Raw genomic sequence first — 23,690 nt, forward strand, 5'->3', positions numbered from 1 at the left:
TAAACGAAGATCCCTCGTTCCTCGGGATGACAAACTATACGTCAATTCACAATTTACAATTCATAATTAACAATTATAAACTACCATTCATCCGTTCTAAACGAAGAAACCGGCAAACCGCCTGCGCTAAACAATTCTGCTTTGGCGAAATTTTTCCATAAATAACGTACAGCAACTGGCTTTGTCACTTTATCTGAAGTCAGAACTACTGATTTCCTTCTGACTACGGTTTTGGCCGGATAAAAAACTTTATCTTCTCCTGCTATTTCAAAACCTAAAACTTCTTTATCATAAGAGGTAATTCCGTTGGCAACGTCATCAAAAGAAACGGTTACCGAACCGTCTTTTATTTCCATCGATTTATATTTCGGGCTTTCAAATTCGAAACCTTCGATTCCGTATGTTTTGGCTAAAGCCTGAAAAGCCAATCTATTTCCTCCTTTTTCCTTATCCATTGGGTGAATGTTATTTTCTTCGCCAACATCCATCAAAACTGCCATTCCTGAATTCGGAATTTCCTTTGAAGCTTTCAATTGTGCTTCTCTTAAATAAGCCGAATTATACTTTTCTAAATAATCTTTTGGGTGAAATGAGGCATAATTAAATGGTGCTATCTGAGCATAATAAAAAGGGAAATCGCCTTGTTTCCAAAGTGTTCTCCAACTACTTACCATTTTCTTCATTAAGTCTTTGTATTCAGAAGCTCTTTCGTAATTTGATTCTCCCTGATACCAGATACATCCTTTGATTCCGTAACCAATTACAGGCGAAAGCATTCCGTTGAATAAAGTTGTTGCAACACGATTGGGATCTTTTGCCAAATCCTCTTTTGTGGTTGGAATTTTAGCACTTGTAAAATCTTTCAGCATTTCCTGATTCATCCAGGCTTCCATACTTGAGCCTCCGTATGAAACATGAATTAATCCCACCGGAACATCTAAAACCTCCTGTAAAAGAGAACCAAAATACCAGGCTGTTGCACTAAAATTTGAAGCCGATTTTGGTGAAGCAACTTCCCATTTTCCTTCAAAATCTTCTAAAGGTTCTAAAACTGTAGCTCTTGGAATCGTAATTAAACGAATGTTTTTATTGGTCGATTTTACAATGATTTCATTTCCGTTTTTTACAGGCTGCCCCTGAAAACCTTTCAAAGGCATTTCCATATTCGATTGTCCGGAACATAGCCAGACTTCACCAATCAATACATTTTTGATAATGACTTTTTCTGTTCCTTCAGCAACTTCAATCGTAAAAGGTCCGCCAAATGATGGCGTTTTTAATTCCGTTTTCCATTTACCGGAATTGTCTGCTTTTACCTTGTAGGTTTTAGAATCCCATGATGTTTTTATCAGGAGATTCGCATTCTTCTCAGCCCAGCCCCAAATTGGCGCGTTCGACTTTTGCTGTAGCATCATATTGTCTGTAAACAATGCCGGTAATTTGATTTTTGCATTGATTTGAATGCTTGCGAAAAGCAAAATCATTAATGTAAAAGCGCATTTAATATTTTTCATGTTTAATCATTATTTTTTGCCACAGATTAAATGATTATCTGGATTTTTAATCTGTAGCATATTTTCCTTTATTTTTTGAATTGCCTTAGTAATTATATTTTGGCTAAAGCCAATAACACACCAATCTTTACATCCAGCTAAAGCCGAAACCTATTCATCTATTCTCTTTTCCATTTTCCAAAAAACTTTCATCCTTCATCTAACTTCTTTCATCTTACCTCTTTCATTTTACCTCTTTCATTTTACCTCTTTCACAAGAACAACCGGCCCTAATAAACCCGCTTTCAACAACTGTTCTCCCTCCAAACGAAATGGCGCTGTTGTCCAGGTTAATCGTTCTTCTTTTGGTAATTTCTCATCCCCAATTAATCGGTTTGCCCAGGTATTTGTAATTTTTATTTCTATTGTATTTTTTCCTTTTTTTAATGCCTCAGAAACATCAACTTTATATGGAAATGTCCAAAGCGTTCCGCAATCTTTACCGTTGATAATTACTTCGGCAATATTGGCAATCGTTCCTAAATCCAGCCAGATTTTATCTGTTGATTTACCTTTCCAGTTCAGTTCTTTTTTATAAACAGTTGTTCCTGAATAATATTTAATATGATCATTTTCTGAAGTACTCCAGTCGAAAAGTTTATCTGTTTTCACCACTTCTTTCGGACCTTTAAATTCCGGATCAAACTGCAAATCCCAGTTTTCATCTAAAGTTTGAAGTGTTTCAAATTCAGTACCTTTTTGAACTCCTTTTGCGACAATCTCTTTTGTTTCTTCTTTAAAAATGACAAAACCGGATTCATTTGAATCTAAAGTTACAGATACAATTGTTCGTCCGTTTTCAATTTTCCAATTTGCTAAAGCAGTAGTTTTGTCCGTAACCGGATTATACCATTCCGGAATTTTTCCAGCAACTCTAAACGAAACATCAAATTGTCTTTTTACTGAATTTTGATTGGAAATAAAGTAAATATCTTCTGTTGGAGATTTGCGATGTGTCCACGCTAAAGTTTCCGAATCGGCTCTGTTTAATTTCGGAAAATAAACATCTTGCTGAATTCCAATTGAAGTAAAATCATTTGCTAAATACGGCAATTTGATTACCGTTCCTTTTTCTATTTTCCATGAAGATGCGTTCCCTTTATTATCCCAGATTTCATCAAGAACATTTTTCCATTTTTTTTGATCTACTTCTGATTGAATTCCGGGTTGCAAATCCGGTTTTTCGTCAATAAAAACAGTTGCTCCGTCTTTTATCAGTTGTAACATTTTTTCGGCTACAGCCAAAGAAATCATTTTATTGGGTGCCATTTTATGACTTCCCGGAAACAATAAAGCTCCGTATTCAATACTATTGCTAAAAATTACTTTTCCGTTTTCAACTTTAGCGTTATTTAACAATACATCAGCATTAAAAGAATCGTATTGATAACCATTCATCGCATTTATCCATTGTGATAAATCAGTAGAATTTTTAGTAGAACTTACTTCTTTCGGAATTTTAATGCTTGGCTGACCTTCATTTTTTAATCGGATAGCTTCGCTTTCAATTCTTTCTTTTCCAAAAACATTCGGAATAAAAGGCAACAATCGATCCGGAAGAACGGAGCGCGACGGTAAATCTTCTCCAATAAAAACCGCCAGATCAATTACAGGTTTCCCTTTTTGCAATTGAAACTGCACTCGCTGGCAATAATCAACCCATGCTTTTCCGGGTTTCCACCAGGTTTGATCTCTCTGAAAATAAGATCCAACACCGTCTAATGTCATTCCGGGTTTACGATCTGTCCACGGATTGTGTACAAAAACATGATAGAAAAAGCGGTTGATTCCCAGTGCATAATTTCTGTCAGCCAAAGTTTTTAGATTCCCCGGATGTTCATCCCAATCCATTTTTAATTCTGTAAAAGCTTCAGCCTGAATAATGTCTTTTCCGTAAATATGTCCTCCTGAAATAGCGTCAAGCATGTCATTTGGTTTATCATGAGTGGGACTTTTAAGCCAAAATTCCCCACTTGGATAATCGATATGTTTAAAATGTAAAAGTCCGTCACTCATCATGGTTGGCGCCACATTCTCTGAGCTAAATTTTACATTTGCTTTTTTAGCTTCGTCTGCCATCGTTGCGAAAAAATTATCACAAACCAATTCTGCAATAGTTTTTCTTATATCATAAAGTACTTTCTCTGAAGTTTGAATATCGTTTACAGGAATTCCCGCCATGACTGGCAAATAGTCTACAATATCATATCCTCTGCGTGTTTTAAACTCGTTTCTAAAGACAGGCGACCAGTTTTGACTTCCACATTCCCAGCTATCTATATGCAGTATTTTTACCACTTTTGAAGCCAGTTCAGGTCCTGCAACTCTCAACATTTCACCAAACCAGTGATCCAATTGAAAACGAACCGCTACGGGATTAAATTTATCCACTTCTAATCCTCTTCCTGCGCCTGCAGTTGCATTTTCATGTCCTGTAGAAGTATATCCAAAACGAATAATACGCCAATTTCCTTTTACAGAAGTTTTCCAGTTTAAAACTCCTTTTTCATCCACAAACTTTGAAATATTAATCATTTTTGATAGATCAATACAATCAGCTTTACTGATTTCCCGTTCAGTTATTTGCGGGCTTAAACGCCAGATTGCTCCAGATTTTCCCTGATAATTATCTATTAAAGGCTCGTTTGATAATAAAATTTTAGCCACTTTTAATCCTTGATTCCATTTTGCGGGATCCAGGTCTTCTGCTCCCGGTTCTGTGCCTTCAGGATCATAAACAAATCTGAAATATTTAGCTTTTGTCGGGATAATACTGTGCGTATAAAAGGCATCAACATCTTGCCAACCGTGACGAGGAGTAGTTAATCTGCCAAGACTTTTAAAATTCTTTCCATCGTCGCTCACTTCAATAATTAAACGATGTGCCTGAAAGTTATTTCCTTTGGTTTCTATCTGAATCGATTTGCATAAAAACGGCTGATCAAATTCGTATTGTATCCAGCCTTTTTCTTTCAATCTAAATTGATCGTCTTTGTTCCTGTCGCTTAAAAATGAAGCATCAAAATCAGCAATTGTCGACGTGATTTTAGGACGATTTTCGTTTGATGTTATATAAATTTCTTTTACCGGAATTGCAAAAGCGTCAATATCTTTATAATAATCCTTATAATGATTTGGGGTTGGTAATTGCAGGTTTTTAAAGTTATTTCCGTTTACTGTTATATCAGCCCAAACCACTTTTTGCATCGACATTTCGGGCGTTATCCATGGTCCTCCGGCAACAGCAAAACCATCAGCGGGATGAAACGCAATTTTTACACCTAATCGATCCGCTTCTGTCAAAGCCCAACGCACCAAGTTCCAAAATTCCTTACTCAGTTGCAAAACAGGCGGATTCATCAATGGTGGATTTGCAGGTCCTTTGATCGTCATTAAATATGCTCCGCCAATTCCGGCCTGTTTCATGGCTTCAAGATCAGCCGTGATGCCTTCTTTAGAATATGCACTTTGCATCCAATACCAATAAACCCAAGGTCTGGAGGATTCTATTAAAGGCTGAAACAAGGTGTTTTCTTTTTTATGGATTTCCTGTGCGGAAGTTATTCCCACAAAAAGCAACAATGCAGTCGAAAGTCTGAAAGTCAAAAGTCGAAAGTAAATTGCAAAAAGAAAAGATTGTTTTTTGTTAGGCATTATTCTTGTTTTTTATCATTATTTATCAAACTCGACAGTCCCGAAGGTTGTGAATAAAACTTGTCGGGTTTAGTAAGAGTAACTTAATATTTAAATTTCTTTAAACTGTCTTCCAGACCATTTTTAGATTCTTGGAAGGGAACCAAATAAAAACTATACTTATAATCTCCTGATTTTATTTGATGTTGCTCTAAAGGCTGTGCAACCGAAGTCCAGCTGTCGTTTCCTCCTACTCCCATCTGAATCAAATCGATATTTACCGTTAAAAAACCGGGATCCTTAAGATCAAAAGTATGTTTAGCAGCACTTAAATTTTCTTGTGTGTAAGGCCAGGCGCTCATGCTTAGATTTTTCTCTTCTTTAAAAACCAATAAACCTTCATTTTTTTGAGGTGTTGTAAAAGCCATCCATCTTACTTCTGTTCTGTTTCCGTTTTCCTGGGGTTTTACATAGTGCTCGATAAAATCATTAATTGGTAAAGAATATTTCCCTACAAATGACCCGAAGCTTCTATCGATATAATTCTCTAATTCGCCTTTTCCGTACCACGAAATCTGATCGAATTTTCTTTGTACGCCCATTTGCATTCCGATTTTTGGAATATTGGGTAATTTATTGGTAGCGTTCAAACTATAATCAACTTTGATTACTCCGTTTTCACTGATTTTATAAGCTACGGTTACTTTTGCACTGTCTTTTATAACTTCATACTCACTTGTAATTATGGTTCCGTCAATTCCAATTGCCATTTTTGTACTTAATACTTTAGGTTTTGCCTGATACCACGGTTTCAAAACCTTATGCGACTTCCATCCTCGTTTGTCATTGTCTGTAAGTGGTCTGACAAAATTAGGCAAGAGCGGAGAAAAAATCTGTTCTTCGCCATTGAAAACATACGAATTCAATGCTCCGTTTGCTTTGCTGATATTGATCTCGAAAGTTTTTCCTTTTATTTTAAAGTCTGTATCTGTTTCTGTGGTTTTATATTTAGGATCTTTTGAGTTTTTAAAATCAATTTCGACATCTTTCTTTTTCAATAAAAACTGATCTTCTGCTACAACGTAACCTTTAGAAGCCCAAAGCTCTTCTTTAGAAAGCTGGAATTCGATATTCAGAAAATATTCGGCATCCTTTTTTAATTTAGGCAAATATTGTTTTACATCCAAAATGAAAGATTGTCCGGCTTCTAAATTGAAAGGTTTTAAAATTTGCGTTTTGATTACATTTCCGTTTTCTAATATTTTCAAAACAGGAATATACGCAGCTAAAGATTTTACTGCCTGGCGATTTTTAATTTCTAATTGAAAACCGTCTTTTAAAGTACTTGTTGCGGGTTGGTAAATCCACTTATTCTCATAAATAGAACCTTTTGGTTTTCCGTTTGAATCAACAATTCCTTTTGTATTGAAATTTCCGTCATGGTATTTTTCTCCAAAATCTCCACCGTGAGCAAAAAATTCCTGACCCGTTGCAGAATCTTTTTTCAATAATCCCTGATCTTTAAATTCCCAGATACAACCGCCAATAACTCTTGGAAGCGAACGAAATTCATCCCATAATTCTTTTAAATTTCCAACCGAATTTCCCATTGCATGAGAATATTCCACAAAAATAATTGGTCGTGTATCTTTCTTTTGATCTACCAAAAATTTAGGCGTAAATACTCCCGGATAAAATCTACTTACCATATCTACATAAGGTTCATCCTGCGGATTTTCGAATCTGTAAGCATGATCGATTGTTTTGGGATATCTTGGATCAAGGGGATCAATATAGCCGTCTAACCTCGGATTTCCCTGTGCCGGTTCGTAATGCACGGGACGCGTAATGTCAAAATCATGAACCCAACCTGCCATTGCAGCGTGATTTGGACCTTTTCCTCCTTCGTTACCCAAACTCCAAAAAACTACCGACGGATGATTTTTATCTCGTTCTACCATTCTGGTCATACGCTCTAAATAAGCGTTTGTCCATTTTGGGTCGTTGCTTAATTTACCACCAATTCCGTGTGTTTCCTGATTGGCTTCGTCCATAACCATGATTCCGTATTGGTCGCATAAATCATAAAAATATGGATCATTAGGATAATGGCTGGTTCGTATAAAATTGAAATTAAACTTTTTAATCGTTGTAATATCTTCTTTTATATCTTCTCTTGTAACGGCTTTCCCGCGAGTTGGGTGCTGATCGTGACGATTTACTCCATATACATAGGTTTCTTTTCCGTTAATGAGCATTTTACCGTTGTCTTTCGAAAATTCTATGGATCTAAAACCAACTTTACAGCTTTTAACTTCTGTGATGTTTCCGTTTGGATCTTTTATCGACATTACCAAAGTGTACAAATTAGGCTCTTCTGAACTCCATTTTTTCGGATTACTGATATTTTCCTTGAACATTCCAAAACGCACATTATCTAAACGCGGATAACTTTCGTTGATCATGTCAATAACGGGTTTTTGAAGTGGTTCTTTGAATAAAGCCACATTATCAGCATCGTATAATTGTGCCTGAAACGTATAATCTTTGATTTTTTCACCTGTAAGATTTTCTACTTTTGGTCTCAGTTGAAACGAAGCATCTTTATATTGTTTGTCTAACTTGGTTTGATAAAAAAAATCCTGAATGCGTAACTTTGGCTCAGCCATAATAAAAACTTCACGCTGAATCCCGCTTACGCGCCAATGATCCTGATCTTCCAGATATGAACCGTCTGTCCAGCGAATTACCTGAACCGAAACTACATTTTCTCCTTCTTTTAAATATGGCGTAATATCAAATTCTGATGGTAGAAAACTATCCTCTCCATAACCCAAAAATTCTCCGTTAAGCCAAACCTGAAATCCAGAACTTACAGCTCCAAAATGCAGGGTTACAGTCATATCTTTCCAATTCTCCGGAACGGTAAAACTGCGTTGATATGAACCTACACCATTGTAATCTTTAGGAATATAAGGCGGATTTATTGGTCTGAACGGATAAACGGCACTTTTGTAAATTGGAATATCATATCCTTTTAATTCCCAGTTTGACGGTACTTCGATTTTATCCCAACCATTTACTTTTCCTTTATAAAAATCTTTAGAAGCTTCTTTAAGATTGGATGCATATTTAAAATTCCAATCTCCGGTCAGCATTTTCAAACGGCTTTTTGTTCTGTCACCTTTTAATGCATCTTCAATGTTTGTATACGAATATGCCGTTGCTCTTGATGGTTGTCTGTTTATACTTGTAACCGTAGGATCTTCCCACGGAGCAAACTCATATTTTTTGTGCAATTCAGGAATTCCAGCAGGTTCACCCGTAACAGATTGGGCGTGGCTGTTAATTGTTAGAAGTAAAATAATAGACAAAAAGTTGAAAGTCGAAAGTCGAAAGTTCAAAAATTGACGAATATATATTGACATTGGTTTTATATTGTTATTCATTATTGTCTAATTATATTGTGTAGTCCCTACGGGACAAATTTATTTTACGAATATTATTTTTTTTCTACCAATATTAAATTCCTAACAGAATATCTCGTAGAGATTAAATATTGGTAATAAAAACGTCTCACTATCAAAATCTCACGTAGGAACTACATCTTTAATCACTGATTACTGAGACTGAAAACTGAATACTATTTCTTTTTCTACCAATATTAAATTCCTAACGGAATATCTCGTAGAGATTAAATATTGGTAACAAAAAACGTCTCTCTATCAAAATGTCCCGTAGGGACTACATCTTTAATCACTGATTACTGAGACTGAAAACTGAATACTATTTCTTTTTCTCCGGCGGTGCCACAAAATTCGTTTCACTTTTACCTAAATCTTTAGACGTTGCTACAGCAATTCCTCTTTGTTCTGCTTTGTTTACTGCACAGTAAAAATGATAAACTACACCATCATGTTTTACAACAAATGATTTATGCGCAAACATATCGTCATAAGGTTCAGATGATTTGATTAAATCTTCGCCTTTCCAGTCGTTCCAGTTTACTAAATCATTCGAAACGGCAAAACGGTTAAATGCACCTTGATTCCAACCCGTCCAGAAAGCTCCAAAATAGAACATTACCCACGTATCATTAATACGTTGAATATAGGCATCTCCTGAGATTCCTTTATTATGATTGATTAACGGTTTATTTCCATAACGTTTCCATTCTTTCATATCATCTGATACTGCCATAGCAATACGCTCTGCGCCTTTAGCAGGATTTATACTATCTCCACGCGCATTGTAATACATTATAAAATTGTGTCCTGTCAATTTATCCTTATCACGAATCACACTATTTTTATACATCGTACTATTATCCCACCATCTGGCGTCTTTGTCTTTTGGAGATAAAACCGGTTTCTCTAATCTTTCAAACTCATGTGCTTTTGTTGGAGATTCTTTCGTATAAGCCATTCCTATGGATAAAATTCCGGCTTCGTAACCTTTGCTGTCTCCGCCAAAATAACTCATCCAGTATTTATCATCGTATTTTTTCCATTCATAGCTTCCGCCCCAGGTTGGGTCTTGCAGTGAAATATATCCTGCTTTTTGGTTCACATCCCAATGTTGTTCATTTTCTGAGAAAGACATTACTTTACCCAAATGTTTCCAATGCAATAAATCGTTACTTTCCGCAAGCCATGTTTCGTAACCACGTCCTCCGTAGATTAGATATGTCATGAACCATTTTCCATCTTTTCTAAACACGCTTGGGCAATCCATTTTATAAGAGTTGTCAGTTGGCACCATTACCAAACCGTATTTGTAAGGCGTTTTTACTTCGTTGTAAATCTCCTGCATTACGGTTTCGTTGATTTCTCTTTTCTTGTATTTTATTGTTGCACAACTTGTAATTAATAAAGCTGTAATTGCAATTAAGAGATATTTCGTTTTGATTTTCATTTTCTAATTTTAATTATAAATGCGATTTTTTGACGCGGATTAAACGGATTTACTTTGTAAAAACGCGGATAAAAACGGATTTTATTTTGCTTCTATTTTTTCCTGTATCTCTTGGTTGCATCTTTATTTAAGTTTAAACTTTGACAAAGATTAAGCAGGTTTAAAATAAAAAAATCCGCGCAAATCTGCGTCTTTACGAAGTAAATCCGCGTCATCTGCGTTCTATTTATTTCATTTCTAATAATCGGGATTCCATCACATCTTTGTTTAATTTTACTTTTACCATTCCCATTGGGTGAAATCTTTTCTTGAGATCAATTGCTGCGTAAACAATGGTGTATACATCATTTCCTTCTGGAATTAAACATAAGGGTGTTCTCATAATATCCCACCATTTATCGACTTTTGTTTCTATTGGAAGATATCGTGCTTCACTCCAATTTTTTCCATCTTTTGATACTGAATATGCTATCATATTTGGTAAATGATGTCCCCAACCGTCCGGACCTCCATCAAAAATGGCAATATATAAACCATTAGGAAGCTGGCTCACAATTGGATTCTCTACAAAAAAAGGATGCATCGTTTTAATTGGGTTGCTGCCGTCTTTAATTCGTGACCACGGACCTTCTAAAGTTTTTGATTCGGCTAAGCCAACAAACCATCCTTTTCCTGATTTCTTAGGATAATCTGCCCAGGAATTAAACGGATAAGCTCCACTGTAAAAACCAAAGTATTTATCGCCCACCTTATATGGGAAAAAGGATGCAACTCCCTGTCTTCCTTCCCAAGGTTCAGAGTCTAATCCGGGTTCTATGATGATACCCATATCTTTGTATGGACCACCAATTCCGTCGATTCCGTCAACGGTTGATTCGCATCGCCAGATTCTGCCAAAAGAATGATTGGGTTCTATAGTTTTACTAACCGTATAAGCCAAATAATAGCCGTACCATTTGTTTGCCTTTTCGTTAAAAACCGGCATATACGACCAAATTGCGGCACGGCGATCATTCATTGGGTTATCATCTTCGGTTATGGCATAAGTTCCGCTTGCCTGATATATTGTCGATTCTCTTTTCCAGTGAATTGCATCTTTACTTGTCCAGTGACCGATTCTGGTTTTGACGCGATCATAATAATAATCAACTCCTTTTTCTCCCGCTCTTTCTGTTGGAAACATATGATACGTATCGCCTGCTTTTACTACGCGACCGCCTTCAAAACCTCCCTGAATCCCTTCGGTTCCAGGCATTCCTTCGTCTACAACCGCTTTGTTTTCTCCACCAATAATTTCGAAAAGTGGTTTTTCATCTGAAAATCCTTCTACTATAAAAGTCGGATTCCACAGTTTTCCATCTGGAAGTGCTGCGTTTCTAAAATCAAGTTTTTCAGTATTTTTTACAACTCCTAAAATCGCAAACAATCCTTTTCCCGGATTTATGGTTTGAGTTCCTTTTGCATAAGAAACTGCATAAACATTTACCGGAGGCAAACCTGTTATCGTTAATCCGTTTTCGAGAATCAGTTTTGAGTTTTGAAGTTTATCTGATGGAAGATATTCAGGATTATTCTCTTGAAAAACACCAATTAAAACCTGAACCGGCTCTTTAAATTTTAATTTTAAAGGCGAATTTATTCCCTTTTTATATTGATCTAAAGGAAGTTCAAGACCTGTTAATCCTTGTAATTCCGGAGCTAAACGAACAACATTATGTTTACTTCCTGAAAAAACATGTGCATATTGTGTCGTTTTGAAGGTTTTGTAATTATTTACAACTTCAAAAGAAGCTGGTTTCCATGCCGAATTTTGTGCCATAACAGAAAACTGAAATAACAGTAAAGACAGTGTTAGAAAAACTGTGCTTGATTTAAAATTGTATTTTGTATTTTTTGAAAACATTGTTTTTTTATTTTTTGTTTTTTTGTCATTTCGACCGAAGGGAGAAATCGCACTAGAAATTCCGCAATTATAATCGACAATCTTTGTGGTTACGAGTGTGATTTCTCCTGCGTCGAAATGACAAAAATAGCGTTACAAACTATGTACTAATAACTAAGAAATAAAACTTAAATCGCTTTATAACTTATTTTATATTCCACATTTGGTTTTACAATCAACTGATATTTATTTTTTGCTAATTCTGTAATGGTTCCAGAGTTTGTTTTAGGTTTACTGGTACTTTCAAAAACCAATTTTCCTTCTCCTTCGGCAGCTTTTACTTTGATTTCTTTGGTACTGCAATACAATTCTACTTCGCCGTTTGTTGTTGGTACTTTTCCTTGCATCCATTGTAAACCGCCAAGATTTGGCTTAATTTCATATTCTGAATATCCCGGAGATGTTGGTTTTATACCTAAATAATATTTTCCCAATAAATAAATTGGGCTAGAACCCCAGGCATGGCAAAGACTTTTCCCATAAGGGCGTCCATACATCGCTAAATGTTCTGTTCCTTTTTTGGTCGGATTGTATTCTTCCCAAAAAGATGTTGCGCCTTCATTTAGCATTCCGCCCCAATACTCTTTCATTTCTTTCAACACATAATCCTGCTCGCCCATAGCACACAACGCTTCCAACTCGTAAAAACGCATGTATGGTGTTGTGATTTTAAGAATATCATCATTAAGCAAGACCTTCTTTTTTATACTTTGTTTTTGTTCTTCATTAAAATAATTGAAAAAAATGCCGAACATATTAGCGTATCTGGTTACAATATTTTGAACTTTCCCATCTATACGTTGGTGTTTCATAATATTTTCTTTTTTATCCCAAAACACATCAAATAATTTTGTTTTTAAATCATCTGCTAATTTTTGATACTGTTTTTGGTCTTCATTTTCACCAGCAATTTTAGCACTAACTGCCATGGCTTCCAGACTTCTCGCTAAAAGCATTTGCTCAAAACTAACCTCTCCGGTTTTTGGTAATCCGTCTGCCCAGTCAATAAAAACCCAATCGCCTTCTAATGGTTCAAGGAATCCGTTTGTGTTTCTTCTTTTTAAGCAGAACTCCATAAGTGATTTCATTCGTGGATAAAAAGTTTTAATAAATTTCGTATCGCCCGTGTGTAAATAGTAATCGTAAACACCTACAAACCAATACAGCGAATAATCCATTATGATATTAATATGAGCAGTCACAGGCTCTTTACCTCGAAGAGCCAACAAAGTTCGTTCTACAGAAGCCGAATCAAAGAATAAATAATAATTCATTAAATAACTTTGATAAGCATCGCCGGACCAAACCCAACGGTCACGTTTAATCCCGTCTATAAAAAATTCACGAGAGGTTAAATGCATCGTATAAGCCGACACATCCCAAATTTTATTTAATTGTTCATCCGAAGATTTGAATGCGCCACGATAGTCTAATGGCAAATATTCATAAAGCATCGAAATAGAATCGTATTTCACCCCTGCATCTGCTTGTACCTGAACATAGCGGAATGCTTTCGACGCATTATGTGTGTAGGTTTCAGGCTGGTTTCCATCAAAAGATAAATGATCCAGAGTTTCACATCTGGCAGAATCCAGCGCTTCCTCACGAGATTCACCATAATAAAGTGCTACTTTACCTTTTCCTTTTAAACCGTGAATTTTAATATAACCAAAAGTTTCTTTACCAAAATCTACTAACTCACCAGTTCCTGTTTTTTCTGTTTTTTTTGCGTTCAAAGGTTTAGTTGTTAGTTTAAAACCTGAAGGTTTATTCTCTGGTGAATAAAAATTCCAGGAACCAACAGGCACCCATGGTGTGCCTGATTGTTGTGCTTTTCCGGATTCATCAATCCAAAGTTTATCTTCATTTGTAACCTTCCAGGATGCGTCAGATTTAACATACTTACCATCAATATAAATAGCCGGCAACACTTCCTGATTATAGACTTTAAAAGAAATTTTGTGTTTCCCGGCAGGAATTTTTATTGATTTTGGCTGCCCATAAACCTGAACACCATCTAAAAGTAATTGAAAAGATCCTTCTGAATAGATTTTTGCCTCGTCTGGTTCCGGAATATCTACTTCTGTTTGAAAAGTTACCAAGGAATACGGACTGTAATATTGCCAAAGTGGTGGAAATACTGCTTCGCGTTCTGTGCGTCTTACCTGCATTTTATTGCTTAACCAAACCTCAAAATCACCTGGGTACCAGATCCATGTCGCTTCTTTTGGTTTTTCCTGAGCAAAGAGAAAAACAGAAGGATATAAAACAATACAAAAAAACAGGAATCTTAAAATGGAAAATCGCTTATGCATATTAATTTATTTTGGGACTAAAGATAAGTGTTATTTTTACATTTCACAACCTGTAGTGTCCTGTTTAACATCTATATTTAACTTAAATAATATATTCACAATAATTTTACTCCTATTTTTTTATCTAATTCATTAAAATTTAGTTGATTTTTATTCAAATAGATAAAGTGTTGTCAGATTTATCATTCATTAGATATGGGTTTTATTGTAAAAATAATACTACTTTTTAAATCATTTGATTGAAAAGTTTTTATAATATTGTTGAATGATTGAAATTACATATGAACAAGTTAAAGAATTTCTTCTTGAAACAGAATTTAGCCATCAACCGGGACAAATAGAAATTAGCTTTCCTATTTTAAGAAGAATTCACAGAAGATTACAACAAGGAAATTCTTTTAATGCAATAAAAATAAGAAATGGTAGAATTGTAGACGGTCATCACAGATATATATGTCATCAATTATTGAATATTATTCCTGAAACCATTATAGGTGGTGCAAATAGTAGTCAGATTAAATTTACCTGGAAAGAGATCAATCTTACCAGAGATGATTATGATGATGCTGACACTAGACGATTATTTGCAGAACGTTATGATAAATAATACGTTAGAAAGTAAACTAACTAAATATATATGTAGTATATGTACTAAAAAAGAGATACTTTTGTGTTATGTTAATTTTACTAGACATAGATGGTGTAATGGTTCCTACTACTTCTTGGAAACCAACAGAGATATTATCTGATGGATTTGCTAATTTTAGTATGAAAGCTGTAAGCAATCTCCAAACTATTATAAATAGTACTGGAGCAAATGTTCTATTAACAACATCTCATAAATCAAGATATAGCAACTCTGAGTGGGAAAAAATATTTAAAACAAGAGGAATTATAGCTAATATTGATTCACTAGAACCAAACGATGACAATTTGAATAGAAAGGAAGAAATACTTCGTTGGTTTAATAAAACTAGTATTTCAGAAAGTTTTGTCATTTTAGACGATGATAAATCATTAAATGGTTTACCTGAAAACATTAGAAATAAAGCTATTGTCACAAGTGGAACTCTAGGTATAACAAGTGAAGAAGCAGAAGTTGCAATTGATATTTTAAGAAATAAAGAATCTATTTCAGCTTAAAACCAATTATATTATAAATTGAAGCCTCCTTATTTGGAGGCTTTTTTTGTTTTATTTATGTTCGTTTCAATTTCTTTATTGACTGTGATTATAATTATATTTTTCTCGTGTCGAATTGTTACAAATCCTCCGCATTCGAAACCAATATCTTTGAGCCACTTTCCACAAAGTCGGATTTCAGGGAACACAACATTCTTTCTGGTTGACCTTGCAAAAGACTTTCGATGTATTTTTAGTTGTCGTTTTTCTAATTGTTTCATTTTATTTTTATTTCGATGAAACAAAAATAGTAAATATTTTACTACAAATTATAATTTTATCAAATTAAATTATAACCTTATAGCACTTTTGAGTAATAATATTATACTTTTTATTATATTTAAAATACATCATATTTGCATAAAAAAGCAATAAATCAACATTATGTCGAAACTTAAGTTAAATAGAATTAAGGTTGTTTTAGTTGAAAATAATAGAAGTAATAAGGAATTAGCCAAACATTTAGGTAAAACTGTATCGACTGTTTCGCGTTGGTGTACAAATGAATATCAGCCTTCTATTGAAACTCTTTATGAAATTTCTAAATATTTGAAGGTTGATATTCGGGAATTGCTGGTTTCTACTGAAAAAAGAGCATAAAAATTATGTCTTTCTTTGCGGAGTTACTTAATGAGATTTCTCCTCCGTCGGAATGACAAATAGTACGTAAAAAACAAAAGACTGTCTATAAAGACAGTCTTTTGTTTTTATTAGAATTGTTTATCTGTTCTTTTAATTCCCATTAAAAATAAAATACAACCATAAAATCACCAATCCCAATAAAGCAAATAAAAACTTCACTTTCTTACTAGTCTTAGGAATATCAGCTTCATCAGAAAAATTAACTTCCGGAGATTTATCAACCAACGAAATAATAATTGCCGAAACCAATAAAATCACAAAAATGTAAAATGAGATCAATAAAAAGTGAGGCCAAATCGTGTAAACATCGGCAGGGAAAATCCATAAATATAAAATCCCAACAAACAAACTAAAAGCAGAACCCCAGGAAAGTGTTGCATTTACAGCTTTTTTGGTCGTGCGTTTCCAGAAAATACTCAGCAAGAAAACTACAGATAATGATGGTGCTAAAAAGCCCAAAACTGCCTGAAAAATATTGAATAAATTTTGTCCTTTTATATTATCAATTGCAACAGCAATTAAAATCGCAAACAAACATCCGGCTGCAATGGTGATTCTTCCTATTTTAATCTGATCTTTTATAGTAGCGGTTGGATTGATTTTCTTTACATAAATATCATTGGTAAAAACGGTGCTTAATGCATTTAGCGACGAACCAATTGTTCCTACCAAAACCGCAATCATTACACAAATAACCAAACCGTTCATTCCGCTTGGAAATAAATTTGTAACCATTGTCATATAAGCCAAATCTGAGTTTTTGCCTAATTCCGGATATAATGCATAACACAAAATTCCGGGTAAAATAAACAACGGCAAAGCCATAACTTTTAGCCAGCCAATAAAGTTAACACCCAATTGTCCTTGCTCCAGATTCTTTGCTCCCAAAACACTCTGCACCATCGATTGATCTGTACAGAAAAAAGCAACTGCGGCAACTGGATATCCCAATAAAATTGCTGGCCACGGATAATGCGCATCGTTTGCAGGCTGCACTAAATTCCAGAAATTAGAAGGTGTTTTTGCAATTAAAACGTCAATGCCACCTAATTTTTGTAATCCTAAATATGATAAAGTAAGCGAAACAACAATCAACAAAATCATCTGAAAAACATTGACTTTGGCAATCGCTTTTAATCCTCCGGCAAAAGTAAAAATTCCCGAAAAAATTACTAAAACGGTTACACTTTGCCACATTGGGATTCCCAAAATCTGACGCACTAAAACGCCTCCGCTAAATAATCCTAAAGACAACCAGCTTACCAAAATTTTGACTAAAGCATACCAAGCCAGAATATTTTGTGTTGAGTCGCCATAACGTTTTCCCATATATTCCGGCATTGTACTTACTTTGCTCGCAATATATCGTGGTGCAAAAACCATTGCCAAAAGCAGTAAAAAAACAAAAGCATACCACTCAAAATTTCCGGCTACAATTCCGGTTGCGTAACCAATACTCGCAAAAGCCAATAGCGATGAAGGTCCCACATTTGTACCCCACATATTAAACCCAATGCTGTACCAGTTTAGTGAATTTCCGGCCAGAAAAAGTGTTTCGTTTTTCTTGCTTTGCTTCACGCTTACCACCCAGCCAATGATTAACAAAGCCACCAGATAAACGGCAACAATTATAAAATCAAGCGTCGTTAATTTTTCGTAGATGCTGTTCATAGTCCGTATTCGTTAAGAATATCAGCAATTTTTACTGGCATTCCGGTTTGCAATGATTTATCCATTGCCTGCAATAAAGCAACGGTTCCTATGCCTTCTTCCATGTTGGGATAAGCTTCAAAATTGAGTTCGATGCTGTCTACAAAATATTCCAGATAGTTTTGATATTCTCCGGCGTGATGGCTTTGTCCTTCAAAACGGAAATAATGTTTCAAGGTAGAATCTCCCCATGTTATCACTTTTTCTTCGCCGGTTTTGTCTGTAATAGCATAACGCAATTCATGATAATCTGCCTGACTTGCGCCTTCGGTCGCTCTTAAAATTGTGCTCATTCCGCTGTCACGTTGTGAAGGTTGTGTTGGCGAAGTATAAACGCCGCTTACTCTTGCGATTCTTCCATCTGTTGCTTTAAAGATAAAATGCATCGTATCTTCATTTTTTAAACCCGCTGCACTTCCATTACTGCTGATCATTCCGTAACCCATAACTTCCTGAATATTGGGCAAATACCATCTAATAAAATCTACAGGGTGACTTAATCCTCCGTACAGCCATTTAAAAGATTGCAACAATGACCATTCTTTCTTTAAAAACCATCTATGATCTGCATGATATTGTGCTTCGATTGTAATTAAATCTCCTATTAATCCTTCTTCAAAATCAGCTCTTTGTCTTTTTGCAGGTTCAAAAAATCGGGAACTTTGACCTATAAAAACTTTCTTTCCGGTTGTTTTACTAAGTTCTAATAGTTCCCTTGCGTCTGACAGATCATCGATAAAAGGTTTCGTACAAACAACATGTTTCCCGTGCAGTAAAGCTTGTTTTACATGCTGTGCGTGAAGATGATCCGGTGTATAAATGGCAATAATATCAATTGACGAATCGTTTAACAAATCATCATAATTGGTGGTGTACGAATGAAAATCGAATTCTTTTGCACGCTGTTTACACAATTCTTCGTTTCGGTCGCATACTTTTACGAGTTCTAATTTTGAACTTTCGGTAGCGGCAGACATCGTGCTTCGTCCTTCTCCGAGTCCCAGAATGGCTATTTTTAACATGGATATATTATTTTAGATTTTTGAGTTTAGATTTTAGATTTTTTCCGAAATCATCTTTGAGGCTAGTTTTTTTTTACGCAGATTAAGCAGATCGAGCAGATTTTCTTTCTTCTTAATTCTCTAATAAATTCTTTCTTCTTGTCTCTTTCTTCTATTTTTTCTCCTCTACAGTAACTTTATTCAAGAAAATCCAGGTTTCATCCGGCTTTGCACCTTCGATTCCGGTTTGGTATTTTTTCATTAAAGCGTTCCATTCGTCTACACGCGGATTATTTTGGGTTGTTTTGGGATTTAGTTTATCCAGATTTTCTCCTTTTGGAATACTGATTATTAAAATCAATTGCCTGTCTTTTTTGAAAACCTGTAATTGCTGGAAATCGGCATTGCAGAAACCTTTGGCTACTTCTGGCCATTTTTCGAATTGTGTTTTATGATAATCCACGTATTCTTTTTGCAGTTTTTCATCAGAAGGAAGATTAGCTGTCAAAACAACATTTTCCCAATCCGATGCTGGTTTGGAGTCTTTACATCTTTCAAAGTTTTGGAAATCGTAAACCAAATCTTCATAGATTTTAATTTCTAAAGAAGGAAAAGCGCCCGCCAGTTTTCGTTTGGTTCTTTCCGGCTGATTCATTTTGCCATAAACTACCAAATGATTTTTCCATTGGTACAATTCCTGTCCCACAATTCTAAATCCTGTCAAAGTCGATTTGATTTTTTCGATATCAAAATCAGAACCTATCAATTCGATCGCATACGGTTTTGGCATTTCCTGCAATCCCCATTTTTCATCGATTACAACTTCTTTTTCCAGATCTTTATAAGGTATTCTAATTCCAGCTGCATCCTTAATTTTAGAACTTACATACGGATCGTTATTTTCCCATATATTCCCTTTTGGTCCATTATGATTTTTAAGGATTTTTTTTTCGGCAATCCAGTTGTTTTTTATCGTAAAACCTTCACTTCCTTCATCGGTATACAAATACAACCATAAAAATGGATCGTGCGCATACGGACTGTTATATACTTTATCGATATAATTTTCTTCTATCTGACTGTTTGGCTGTGACGAAAGGGTATAAATCCCGGAAACATCGTGTAAATGTTTGGCATAATGGTGAATTTTATTCGCCAGAATTTTGTTGTTTTCCATTACATTTTTAGTGTGCGTCCAGCCCCAGCCCATTGCGATTCCTGAATATGAAACATCTGAAATTTCGTTGTGTTCAATTGTAATATTTTTTACAAAACCAGCGCTGATACCCAACGTTCCCCAATCTTCATTGGTGACATTGGTAATTAAATTATCTGAGATTATTTCATTCGAACAAACTTCTCTCTCATCTTTTACAACTAATGGCAAATGGGCTTCAAAAGCTTCTTCAGAGAAAACTCCAACATTTATTGCGCTTCCGCCAATGTCTTTAAATAAATTTCCTTTGATGATATTGTGATGTGTTCCTTTATTTAAATCTAATCCTGTTGAAGATAAATGTTCAAAACGGCACGATTCGAACTGAAGATTATTCGAATAATTTACTTCAACAGCTGCACAAGGTCTTCCTACCCAAGCCTGATTTTCTAAACTTGCCTGATTTGGAGTTCCCGGAACTTTTAATTTATAAGCATCTAATAAATACAAACCTGACTGCAGCGGAACGTGACCTTGCTGCGAAGGACGAAGCCAGTTGCTGTATTGAAACGAAATTCCTTTAAATCTAAAATCATGAACAGGAGAATCTACAGTTCCTTTTATTTCCAGTAAATTTTCTAAAACCGGAATTGTTACTTTAGCCAAATTCATGTCTTCACCAACTCTTGGAATATAATAGATTTTAGCATTTTTTTTATCCAGATACCATTCTCCGGGTTCATTGAGCATCGAAATTCCGTTGTTTAAATAGAAGGCAGAATTCCCATTGTTTTTAGAAATCCACGGTGCCGGCCAGGGATGTTCGCTTTGAATACGGCTTTCTGGCTGCTCAAACGAAAGTCTGGCGCTGTCTTTTTGTACTTCGATATTTTTGATTCGAAGATTGGCAATCGACCACCATTGTACAATAAACATTTCCATTCCGGGCTCAAACTTAATCGATTTATCCTTAAACGGAATCCAACAGGTTTCTGTCGCAGCATCCCAAGATAAAATGCGATCCATAATGTTTCCGGACGTACTTTTAGCTCTTACGGCTTTTTTGTCATTTACCCATAATTGTCTGTAATTAATAAGTTCACCCGCTTTTTTAGGAGCATCAGCAATCCAGACATTTGACTTTTTGATGCCGTTTACAATCGTCGCTTTTTTCCAGTTTTTTATTTCTAATCCACCGCTTATTATTGATTTTGCATTTATATCTGATTGTATTGTGGTTGGACTTTCAGGTGTTCCAGAATCTTCAGGTCTTACAAATAAAGGTTCATTTAAATAGTACGTTCCGTTCATTACTATAATCTGAATTCCGTCTTTTATAGAAGGATCTTTTAATCTACGAAGTTCTCTGGCTTTTCGCATTGCCATTTGTACCGTAGCCAGAGGATTAGATTTTGTCCCGTTGTTTGTATCATCACCATTTGGAGAAACCCAAATTTCAGCAGCATTCGCAGAAAAAATGGTACAAATGATCACAAAAACAGTCAGTAACTTATTGAAAGATTTTAAACGCATTATTTTTAACTTTTTTTGGTAGTAAAATTATTGAGGACATAATTTAAAGTAATAAAAAAATTACATCCTAAACTATTTTAACATTTATCTTAAATATATGGCACAATTTAAAAGAACCCAAAAATAAAAGCATCCTGTACCCTCCTGTAATTGTAGAAATCAGGATAAAAAATACAGATTCATAACTTTTAACTTTTCTTTTGTGGCAAACAATCAACTTAATTAAGTTTTTATAATATTTTTTTATAGATTTGTGTAATCGATTACATTTATATTTATTTGTTTAACTGCATTCTTTTTTTTCTTTATCAATAAAAAAACAAGGATGAATAAACAGATTTAGCAAATAAAGTTTTCTATTACTACTAAACTATTAACCATAATTCAACAAGAATGAAAACGAATCCTATTCACCTTTTACGCTTTGCTGTGGCAATCCTGATTGCAAGTTGTTCGCAAAATAGTATGGCCCAAAATTCAAAGTCTTATGACACTTATAAAAACATTGAATTTAAAATGGCAAAAGTCAAAGAGCCTGTAATTCCAAAAAATAGTGTAAACATTAAAGATTTTGGTGCCGTAAATGGCGGGTACGTTTTAAATACAAAGGCTTTCGCCGATGCTATAGATGCGGTTTCGAAAAAAGGCGGAGGAAAAGTAATTATTCCTCCCGGAATCTGGCTTACAGGTCCAATTATCCTAAAAAGCAATCTGGAACTTCATGCCGAAACCGGGGCTTTAATCAAATTTTCGCCAGACAAAAGTTTATACCCAATTATAGAAACGAGTTTTGAAGGCCTAAACACCTGGCGTTGCATCTCTCCTATTTATGGTAAAAATCTAGAGAACATCGCTTTTACAGGAAATGGTGTTTGGGATGGTTCAGGCGAAGTTTGGAGACAAGTAAAAAAGAGCAAATTAACTGATAGCCAATGGAAAAAGTTCGTTTCTTCCGGAGGTGTTTTAAACGATAAAAAAGACAGTTGGTATCCATCAGAAGTTTTTATGAATGCTTCTAAAGGTGCAGATCAAAATGTACGTCCGGACTTAAAAACAAAAGAAGAATTTGAAAAAATCCACGACTTTTTACGTCCGGTATTAGTGAGTATTCAAAACAGTAAAAGAGTATTGTTTGACGGACCTGTTTTCCAGAATTCACCAGCATGGAATATTCATCCCTTAATGGTCGAGGATTTAATTGTTCGTAATGTTACAGTTCGTAATCCGTGGTATTCTCAAAACGGTGATGGTCTGGATGTGGAGTCCTGTAAAAATGTAATCATCGAAAACTCCAGTTTTGATGTAGGCGACGATGCGATTTGTATTAAATCAGGAAAAGATAAAGATGGTCGTGAAAGAGGTGTTCCGTGCGAAAATATTATCGTAAAAAACAATATCGTTTATCACGGACACGGCGGCGTTACGGTGGGAAGTGAAATGTCAGGCGGAGTAAAAAACCTGCATGTATCAAACTGTACTTTTATGGGTACAGATGTTGGTCTTCGTTTTAAAAGTAACCGCGGACGTGGCGGTGTGGTAGAAAACATTTATATCTCTGATATTTTTATGACTGATATTCCGTCTCAGGCAATATCTTTTAATTTGTATTACGGAGGAAAATCTATTGCAGAAACCCTTGAAGAAGGTGGAGATAAAATCATTAATAAAGCAATGCCTGTAACGGTAGAAACGCCACAGTTTAAAAACATTTCGATCAAAAATATTACTATTCATGGCGCACAACAAGCAGTATTTTTACAAGGTTTGCCTGAAATGAATTTAGAGAATATCGAAATCTCAAACTTAACGGTAAAAGCCGAAAAAGGATTCTCGATTATTGATGCCAACGGAATCAAAATCAGCAATGCAAAGCTGGATATTGAAGCAAGCAATGTATTCGAAATTTATAATGCTAAAAACCTGTCTCTAAAAAACATAGAATTTAATTCTACATCAGCAAAAGCAGTTTCTGTAAATGGTGAAGCTTCTCAGAATATTGAATTTGTTTCTTCTCCTGCAGTAGATTTTTCTAAAAGAACAACTGTTGGCGAAACAGTGCCTAAAGGTGCTGTTAAGTTTTAGATTCTTAGATTCTTAGATTGTAAAAAA

Annotated in this window: 14 protein-coding genes; 4 read left to right on the plus strand and 10 right to left on the minus strand. The window is 35.0% G+C overall.

Annotated features, from left to right (window positions below):
- Window positions 1–80 precede the first annotated feature (80 nt).
- From RC62_RS10925 to RC62_RS10950, 6 genes are all read right to left on the minus strand, one after another.
- Window positions 81–1,514, minus strand: a complete 1,434-nt coding sequence (locus tag RC62_RS10925) for a sialate O-acetylesterase (protein WP_055095255.1) — start codon at window positions 1,512–1,514, stop codon at window positions 81–83.
- A gap of 237 nt (window positions 1,515–1,751) precedes the next feature.
- Window positions 1,752–5,207, minus strand: coding sequence for a glycosyl hydrolase (locus RC62_RS10930; RefSeq protein ID WP_082421275.1), 3,456 nt, complete (start codon window positions 5,205–5,207; stop codon window positions 1,752–1,754).
- Between the two features lie 83 nt (window positions 5,208–5,290).
- Entirely contained in the window at window positions 5,291–8,635 is a 3,345-nt protein-coding gene (locus tag RC62_RS10935; protein WP_245176815.1) for a glycoside hydrolase family 2 TIM barrel-domain containing protein, read from the minus strand.
- A 337-nt stretch (window positions 8,636–8,972) separates the two neighbouring features.
- Window positions 8,973–10,100: a glycosylase gene (locus RC62_RS10940; RefSeq protein WP_055095256.1), complete on the minus strand. Its 1,128-nt coding sequence runs from the start codon at window positions 10,098–10,100 to the stop codon at window positions 8,973–8,975.
- A gap of 226 nt (window positions 10,101–10,326) precedes the next feature.
- A complete protein-coding gene (locus RC62_RS10945; protein WP_055095257.1) occupies window positions 10,327–12,003 on the minus strand; it encodes a hypothetical protein in 1,677 nt (558 codons plus the stop codon).
- Between the two features lie 167 nt (window positions 12,004–12,170).
- Window positions 12,171–14,357: a family 78 glycoside hydrolase catalytic domain gene (locus RC62_RS10950; RefSeq protein WP_055095258.1), complete on the minus strand. Its 2,187-nt coding sequence runs from the start codon at window positions 14,355–14,357 to the stop codon at window positions 12,171–12,173.
- 265 nt (window positions 14,358–14,622) lie between these two features.
- On the opposite strand from RC62_RS10950, the gene RC62_RS10955 reads away from it, so the two are divergent.
- Both RC62_RS10955 and RC62_RS10960 read left to right on the plus strand, forming a co-directional pair.
- On the plus strand, window positions 14,623–14,964 hold the full coding sequence (locus RC62_RS10955; protein WP_055095259.1) for a hypothetical protein: 342 nt from the start codon (window positions 14,623–14,625) through the stop codon (window positions 14,962–14,964).
- Window positions 14,965–15,032: 68 nt separating this feature from the next.
- The gene (locus tag RC62_RS10960; protein ID WP_055095260.1) at window positions 15,033–15,500 is read left to right on the plus strand and encodes an HAD domain-containing protein; all 468 of its coding nucleotides are present in this window, start codon (window positions 15,033–15,035) and stop codon (window positions 15,498–15,500) included.
- A 29-nt stretch (window positions 15,501–15,529) separates the two neighbouring features.
- Here RC62_RS10960 and RC62_RS10965 read toward each other — a convergent pair whose 3' ends face one another.
- The gene (locus RC62_RS10965) at window positions 15,530–15,760 is read right to left on the minus strand and encodes a SymE family type I addiction module toxin (protein ID WP_055095261.1); all 231 of its coding nucleotides are present in this window, start codon (window positions 15,758–15,760) and stop codon (window positions 15,530–15,532) included.
- A gap of 163 nt (window positions 15,761–15,923) precedes the next feature.
- On the opposite strand from RC62_RS10965, the gene RC62_RS10970 reads away from it, so the two are divergent.
- Window positions 15,924–16,139, plus strand: a complete 216-nt coding sequence (locus RC62_RS10970; RefSeq protein ID WP_055095262.1) for a helix-turn-helix transcriptional regulator — start codon at window positions 15,924–15,926, stop codon at window positions 16,137–16,139.
- A 132-nt stretch (window positions 16,140–16,271) separates the two neighbouring features.
- Here the strand turns inward: RC62_RS10970 and RC62_RS10975 are convergent, their stop codons facing one another.
- From RC62_RS10975 to RC62_RS10985, 3 genes are all read right to left on the minus strand, one after another.
- Entirely contained in the window at window positions 16,272–17,852 is a 1,581-nt protein-coding gene (locus RC62_RS10975; protein WP_055095263.1) for a sodium:solute symporter, read from the minus strand.
- Window positions 17,849–18,913 carry a Gfo/Idh/MocA family protein gene (locus tag RC62_RS10980; protein WP_055095264.1) on the minus strand — a complete coding sequence of 355 codons (1,065 nt, stop codon included), beginning with the start codon at window positions 18,911–18,913 and terminating at the stop codon, window positions 17,849–17,851. The genes RC62_RS10975 and RC62_RS10980 overlap by 4 nt, the downstream gene beginning before the upstream one ends.
- Before the next feature lie 151 nt (window positions 18,914–19,064).
- Window positions 19,065–21,581, minus strand: coding sequence for an L-rhamnose mutarotase (locus tag RC62_RS10985; protein ID WP_055095265.1), 2,517 nt, complete (start codon window positions 21,579–21,581; stop codon window positions 19,065–19,067).
- Window positions 21,582–21,974: 393 nt separating this feature from the next.
- Here RC62_RS10985 and RC62_RS10990 point away from each other — a divergent pair, with 393 nt between their 5' ends.
- Window positions 21,975–23,663 (plus strand): glycoside hydrolase family 28 protein, encoded by a 1,689-nt coding sequence (locus RC62_RS10990; RefSeq protein WP_055095266.1) that lies wholly within the window; start codon window positions 21,975–21,977, stop codon window positions 23,661–23,663.
- Window positions 23,664–23,690: the final 27 nt, after the last annotated feature.

The organism is Flavobacterium aquidurense (assembly GCF_001404985.1).
GTDB classification, from domain to species: Bacteria; Bacteroidota; Bacteroidia; order Flavobacteriales; family Flavobacteriaceae; genus Flavobacterium; species Flavobacterium aquidurense_B.